Source organism: Roseomonas rosulenta, from assembly GCF_016106005.1.
Taxonomy (GTDB): domain Bacteria; phylum Pseudomonadota; class Alphaproteobacteria; order Acetobacterales; family Acetobacteraceae; genus Neoroseomonas; species Neoroseomonas rosulenta.
The window spans coordinates 1-6,543 of the sequence record NZ_JACADR010000250.1; the positions used below are offsets into that span (position 1 = coordinate 1).

Annotated in this window: 8 protein-coding genes; 5 read left to right on the forward strand and 3 right to left on the reverse strand. The window is 72.7% G+C overall.

Annotated elements, in window-relative coordinates; translation table 11 throughout:
- The 3 genes from HW578_RS21070 to HW578_RS21080 form a co-directional block, all read right to left on the reverse strand.
- Positions 1-526 (reverse strand): hypothetical protein (locus HW578_RS21070; protein ID WP_198372681.1); only part of this gene is annotated, 526 nt, incomplete at its 3' end.
- Positions 527-528: 2 nt separating this feature from the next.
- Positions 529-1,302 (reverse strand): hypothetical protein, encoded by a 774-nt coding sequence (locus HW578_RS21075; RefSeq protein ID WP_198372682.1) that lies wholly within the window; start codon positions 1,300-1,302, stop codon positions 529-531.
- An 11-nt stretch (positions 1,303-1,313) separates the two neighbouring features.
- The gene (locus HW578_RS21080; RefSeq protein ID WP_198372683.1) at positions 1,314-2,582 is read right to left on the reverse strand and encodes an amidase; all 1,269 of its coding nucleotides are present in this window, start codon (positions 2,580-2,582) and stop codon (positions 1,314-1,316) included.
- Positions 2,583-2,814: 232 nt separating this feature from the next.
- On the opposite strand from HW578_RS21080, the gene HW578_RS21085 reads away from it, so the two are divergent.
- The 5 genes from HW578_RS21085 (at position 2,815) to HW578_RS21105 (ending at position 6,466) form a co-directional block, all read left to right on the forward strand.
- Complete coding sequence (locus HW578_RS21085) at positions 2,815-3,456, forward strand: PEP-CTERM sorting domain-containing protein (protein ID WP_232479173.1); 642 nt, start codon at positions 2,815-2,817, stop codon at positions 3,454-3,456.
- A 132-nt stretch (positions 3,457-3,588) separates the two neighbouring features.
- Entirely contained in the window at positions 3,589-4,083 is a 495-nt protein-coding gene (locus tag HW578_RS21090) for a hypothetical protein (protein ID WP_232479174.1), read from the forward strand.
- Positions 4,080-4,451 (forward strand): hypothetical protein, encoded by a 372-nt coding sequence (locus HW578_RS21095; protein WP_198372684.1) that lies wholly within the window; start codon positions 4,080-4,082, stop codon positions 4,449-4,451. Before HW578_RS21090 ends, HW578_RS21095 begins: the two co-directional genes overlap by 4 nt.
- 21 nt (positions 4,452-4,472) lie before the next feature.
- Positions 4,473-5,714, forward strand: coding sequence for an MFS transporter (locus HW578_RS21100; protein WP_198372685.1), 1,242 nt, complete (start codon positions 4,473-4,475; stop codon positions 5,712-5,714).
- A 131-nt stretch (positions 5,715-5,845) separates the two neighbouring features.
- A complete protein-coding gene (locus HW578_RS21105; RefSeq protein ID WP_198372686.1) occupies positions 5,846-6,466 on the forward strand; it encodes a Gfo/Idh/MocA family protein in 621 nt (206 codons plus the stop codon).
- Positions 6,467-6,543 lie beyond the last annotated feature (77 nt).

Below are 6,543 nucleotides of genomic sequence, written 5' to 3' on the forward strand. Positions count from 1 at the left end.
GGCGCGGCGCGGGCGCGCCGGCGGGCAGCGCCTCCGGCAGCGCGCGCAGGTAGCAGGCCGGCGAGGCGAAATCGAACGGCGCGAACCAGGGCATCGGCGTCGGCCCCTGACCGACCTCCGCCAGGCGGGCGAAGGCGGCGCGTTCCTCCCCGCCGACATAGAGGCGGATGCCCTCGAGCACGCCGAGATAGACCTGCCGATCCGCCGGTAGCCCGCGCGTCTGCGCGATCAGCCCATCGAGCGCCGCCAGCAGCGCGGGCGTGGCGCTCTGCGCGGCACCAGCGCCGTCCCAGTGCGCGGGGTCGCGCAGCAGCGCGACCGCCGCGGCGGGAAGTGCGAAGGGCGTCCAGCGGCCGGCCGAGCCGCGGCGCAGGGCATCGACACTGCCCGCGTGCAGCGCCGCCAGGGCACCGTCGCGCACCGCGGCATCGATAGCGCCGCGCAGCGCGGCCCTGGCCTCGTTCGCGGTACGTGCGGCGGCAAGGCACGCAGCAATGTCGGGGGCCACCGGCGCGGGCGTGGGCATGCTCACTGCGACGAAGCGACGGCGTTCGGCGGAGCGAAGAAGTGGTCTTCCTCTCGCAGCCAGTGCACGCGGTTGATTCGCTCGAGCACCTCGCGCACCGGCCTGGGATCGGCGAAGCGGTCCTCGATCCGCGTGCTCCCCTGCTTCACCAGGCGCGGCGTGGCCTCGACGGGTGCGGCGACACCCAGGCGCCGCGCCGCATTGCGCAGGAATTCGCCGCGCGAGAGCTGCTGGTACTCGACCATCAGGAACGCCTTGCCCTGACGGTCGCAGTCGCGCAGCAGATCGTCGTAGTACCGGCGATACGCCGCATAGCCGCGCAGGAATTCCTCCGGGTCGAAGGAAAGCACGGGCAGCGCCGCCCCGGGCGCCGGGCCGCGCTGCGCGTAGCGCCCGGTCAGCCGAGCGGTCAGCTGGGAGGCATGCAGCGCCAGGAAGTTCTCCCGGTACAGGATGATGACGCGCCAGGCCGGATCGGCGATCAGCGCGCGGCGCACCGCCGGCGCATGGCCGCGGAACCACTTGAAGCCGAAGATGCGCGTCGGGCAGGCCGCGACCAGTTCGGCCAGGAACCCCATGGGATCGGCATCGCGCCGCGCCTTGAGCGCGGCGGCGTCGCCCGCCGCGCCAGGCATGAAGGCCGGCAGGTGGACGCGGTGCTGGTGGAACACCTCGTGCGCGAAGCTCGTGTCGGGCTGCGCGTCCAGGTATTCCATCAGCATGGTGGAGCCCGAGCGCGCATGCGCGAGCATCACCGCCTTGATCTCGGCCGCCATGCACGCGCCCTTCAGCCGAGCGCCGCGCGCACCCACTCCCCCCAGGCCAGGACCGCCGCGTCCTCGCCGATCCGCCCTGCCACCTGCACGCCGAGCGGCAGGCCCCGCGGTCCGACACCCGCGGGCACGCTCACGCAGGGCCCGTGCAGCAGCGTCCAGAGCGTGTTGAACGCGGGGTCGCCGGTCCAGTCCAGCCCCTCCGGCGCCTCGCCCGGCGCCGCTGGCGTCAGCACCGCGTCGAAGCCCGCGATCGCGCCGGGGAAGGCGTCCTGCGCGGCGGCGAAGGCGGCACGTCCGGCGGCGAGCGCCGCGGCCCCCTGCGCGCGGCCCCAGTCCATGCGTTCCTGCAGCACGGGGGAGAGCTGCGCGCGCGCATGGGCCAGCTCCCAGCCCAGCGCCTGCGCGGATTCGGCGTTCATCACCGTGGGATGCGCGGCATAGGCCGCCGTGAAGACCTCGGGCAGCGTCACCGGCGTGACGGTGGCGCCGGCGCGCCGGCAGGCCTCGGCCGCACGCTCCATCAACGCCAGCGTCTCGGGCGCGGCGTGGTCGGCCGAGGGGCCCATCACCAGTGCGAGGCGCGGCGGGCGCGGCGCCTTCGCCTCGGGCGTGCCGTAGTCGCCCCCGGTCATCGCCGCCATGGCCAGCGCGCAATCGGCGACCGAGCGCGCCATGACGCCGATGGTGTCGAGGCTCTCGCTCATTACCTTCATGCCCGCGCGGTGCAGCGTGCCGTAGGTCGGCTTGAAGCCGACCACGCCGCAATAGGCGGCCGGGCGCAGGATGCTGCCCGCGGTCTGCGTGCCGAAGGCGATCGGGAAGAACCCCGCCGCCACACCCGCCGCCGAGCCGGAGGAGGAGCCGCCGGGCGTGTGCTTCGGATTGGCCGGGTTGGCGGTCGGCCCGGGGTGGCGGGTGGCGAATTCGGTGGTGACGGTCTTGCCGATCACGACCGCGCCGGCGGCGCGGGCCGCGGCGACGCAGGCGGCGTCCGAGCGCGGGCGATGCCCCGCCCAGGCGGGCGAGCCGTATTGCGAGGGCATCTCGGCGGTGTCGATCACGTCCTTGACGCCGATCGGGATGCCGGCGAGCGCCCCCTGCCCCGCCGCGGCCGCGGCGCGGCGCGCCTGCGCCGGGTCATGCCAGGCGAAGGCGCGGATGGTGCCCTCCCGCGCGGCGATGCGCTCGAGGCAGGCCTCCGTCAGGTCGGCGGCGGAGAGCCGCCCGGCGCGGATTGCGGCCAGGGCGGCGGTGGCATTGAGGTCTGCGATGTCTGTCATGACGGCATGTCGGCGCGGCGCGCACAGGGGGTCAAGCCCGCCGTGGCAGAAGGTCTCGCGGCATGACGGCGGCGGGCCTGCGTGTCGGGAAACTTGACACTTTGCTGGGAGGAGCTTCGCGCGGCATATTTTCTGCCACCAGATCATATGCTTAGTGATTGGCACGGTAATCGCTACATGGTCGATGGAATGCGCAATGGTTGCGCATCCGCAGGTGCCGGGAGAGGCGATAATGAAGTTCGGAAAAACACTGGCTGCGGGTTTCGTGGGGGCCGCGATGATGGTCCTCAGCGGCGGTGCCCAGGCAGCCTTCACCGTACAGAGTGGCCTTGTTGGCGGAAGTGGCGACGTTGACAACGTCCTGTTCAATTCCTGCACCGGTAACAATGTCGGGCCGGCCCTGACGATCACCGGATGCCTGAACACCAGCCCCACGACGCTCGTGAAGTTCACCAGCGACGAGAACATCTTCTCCCCCGCCGGCGGCCAGGCGCGGATCGCAGCCTCCGACGGCGTCGGCTACAGCCAGTTGGCCATTTCGCTCGCGAATGCCGGCGACACCTTTGCGAAGCTGCAGTTGAACATCGATGCTACGGCTGATGGCTTCGTCACCTTCAGCGGCGTTCCCGGAAGCCCGCCCACCTATACCTTCGCCATCTCGGCAAGCGGCCAGAACTTCTTCACCATCACGGGTGAGAACTTCCTTTCGGTGTTGCTGAACACGACTGTCGATATCGTGACGGACGTTCAACAGATCCGCCTGGGCGGCATTGCCGGACCGACGCCGGTTCCGGAGCCCGCCACGCTGGCCCTGTTCGGCATGGGCCTCGCCGGTCTCGGCATGATGGCTCGGCGCCGGCGCGCCCAGGCCTGACCGCCTCGGGGCGTGTTGCCCCGACCCAGCGTCGGAATTCCTGACACTTCGGCGGCGCCTTCGGGCGCCGTCGTCGTTTTTCCGCACCGCCCCGCGCTGGCGCGCCTGGACGCGAAGCCCCATTCTCCTGCCATGCCCTCCCCCATCCGGGTCGCGCAGGCCCCGGACGGCCTGCTCGCCTACGCCATCCCCTTCGCGCCCGAAGCCCTGCCGGCCGTCACCCCGCGCGACCTGCTCGCCGCCTGGGACCACGCCCGCGCCGCCGCCACCGCCGAACGCTGGGGCGCGCCGCGCCGGCTGCTGTTCCGCCGCCCGGATGGCGAGGCCCAAGAACTCCTGCTCGCCGATGCCGACGCCGCCTGCTGGGCCGAGGCGGTGGACGCCCGGAACGACCTGTCCACGCCGGGCGGGCTCGCCTTGTGCCTGCGGCTCCTCGCACTGGTCGATGTGCTGGCGCGCGCCCGCTGGCTGGCGGGGCTGTACAGCGTCACACCCGAGGGCATCGATCTCCACCCGGAACTGCTGCGCGCCGCCGCCGCCATGCCCCTGGACGCCGCCGCGCGGTTCGACGAAACGGGTCTGCGGCGACTATTGTCGCGCCCGATTCCTTCCGGAGCCTCCGCATGACCCGTCTGGCGCCCCCGCTGTCGCTTCTCGCCGCGCTGCTGCTCGCGGCCTGCGCGACGGTAGATGCGCCGCGCAGCATGCGCGCGGCCAGCGACGGCGCCGGCGACGACGGCGCGCTGCGCGCGAGCTGCACGGCCGAGGCCGAGCGCGCGGTGAATTTCCGCGAACGCGGCCAATCGGCGCGCGACGACCAGGCCATGTTCATGACCGACCAGACCAACAACATCCCGACCCTGCGCGTGCAGTCCGACGCCTTCAACCGCCGCGTCCTGCGCGAGGACCTGATCCGCGAGTGCATCCGCGCCAATACCGCCGGCCCGCGCCCGCAGGACCCCGCCGCCCCGGCGCAGCGCGGCCGCAGGAACTGACGGCGCGGGGATCGCCCCGCCATGGCCTCGCTCGGAACGCTTTCGCGCGCGCTGTCGCATCGCAATGCCCGCATCTTCTTCGGCGCCTCGCTGACCGCCTGGACCGGGCTGTGGATGCACCGCATCGCGGTGTCCTGGCTGGCCTGGGAACTGACCGGCAGCGCCTTCTGGGTGGGCGTGGTGGCGTTCTGCGACCTGGCACCCGCGGTTGTCGTCAGCCCGATCGCCGGGGCCATCGCCGACCGCGCCGACCGGCTGCGTCTGACCATGCTGAGCCAGGCCGCGATCGGCCTCAACGCGGCGCTGATCGCGACCCTCGTCGCCCTCGGGGCGATGAACATCTGGGTGCTTCTGGTGCTCGAGGTGGTGGGCGGCATCGCGGCGTCTTTTGCGCAGCCGGCGCGCCAATCCCTGATGCCGGGGCTGGTGCCGCGCGCCGACCTGCCGGCGGCGGTGGCGCTGAACTCCCTCACCTTCAACGTGGCGCGCTTCATCGGCCCGGCGCTGGCCGGGCCGATCATCGCGGTTGCCGGCGTTTGGCCTGCCATCGCGGCCAATGCGGCGGCGTATCTCGTCGCCACGCTCACCACGCCGATGCTGCGCGTGGAGGCCGCCGCGCGGCGCGGACATGCCGCGACCGCGAGCCTGCTGGGCGAGACCCTGGATGGCATCCGCTATGCCGCGCACCATCCCGGGCTCGGGCCGATCCTGGCCTTCGCAGCGGTCTCGGCGCTGCTGCTGCGCGGCGTGCAGGAGATCCTGCCGCCCTTCGTCGAGCGCGCCTTCGGGCGCGGGGCTGAATCGCTCGCGGTGCTGACCGCGGCTTTCGGCGTCGGTGCACTGATCTCGGGCCTGGCGGTGGCGGCGCGCGGGCGGATGGAGGGCACCACGCGGCTCGCGGTGCTGGGCGTGCTGGGGCTGGCGCTCTCGACCGCGGGCTTCGCCGCGACCGGATGGTTCGCCTTCGGCGTGCTCTGCGCGGCGCTGATGGGCGCTGCCGGGTCGGTGCATGGCATCAGCGTGCAGACGCTGGCGCAGAATGCGTCGGACCCCGCCATGCGCGGTCGGGTGCTGAGCCTGTGGGGGCTCATCACCCGTGCCTTTCCGGCACTGGGCGCGCTGATCCTGGGCGCGGCGGGCGAGGTCTGGGGGCTGGCGCTGCCCACGCTCGCCGCCGTGGCGCTGTCGCTGCTGGTGGTGGCCTGGGGCATGGCGCGGCTGCCGCGGATGCGCGACGCGCTGGAGACCCCGCAGGGCCGCTGACGCCGCGCGGGGTCCGTCCACGACCGTGGCGTGGGCGCCGGATTTGTGCGGACTCTTGCCTCGCGCCTATAGAACCGGCGGCACATCGCGCCGCGTCCGCAACGCTCCAGCCGCCTGAACAGGGATACGTTATGCTCGACACCGCCATCATCGGCATGGGCCGCTGGGGCCAGACGCTGGTCGACAGCGTGCAGGGCCGCAACGACACCGGCATCCGCTTCGTCGCGGGCTGCACCGGCCGGCCCGAGCGCGCCGCCGACTGGGCCGCGCGGCAGGGCATCCGCATCCTGCCCGATTTCAACGCGGTGCTGGCCGACCCGGCCGTGAAGGCGGTGGCCATCGCCTCCCCGCACGGCATGCATGCCGAGCAGGTCATCGCCGCCGCGCGCGCGGGCAAGCATGTCTTCGTCGAGAAGCCCTTCACCATGACCAAGGCGAGCGCCGAGGCCGCGGTGGCAGCCTGCCGCGCCGCCGGGGTGGTGATGGCGCTCGGCCACAACCGCCGATTCCTGCCGGCGGTGGCCGAGATGAAGGCGATGCTCGCCGATGGCCGCCTGGGCACGCTGCTGCATGTGGAAGGCCAGTTCAGCGGCCCCGGCGCGGCTGCCTACAAGCCCGGCATGTGGCGGGCGAACCGCGCCGAGAGCCCGCTGGGCGGCATGGGCGGCATGGGCATCCACATGGTGGACATGTTCATCAACCGGACGCCTCCAGAAACCCCTCGCCCTGAAGCCGTTCGGCTGATTCACTGACGCGGATTGGCGCGGGGGATGGCGATGGTTCGGCAGCCGGGGTTCTTCGACGTGGAGGAACGGCTGCGGGAGTTGTC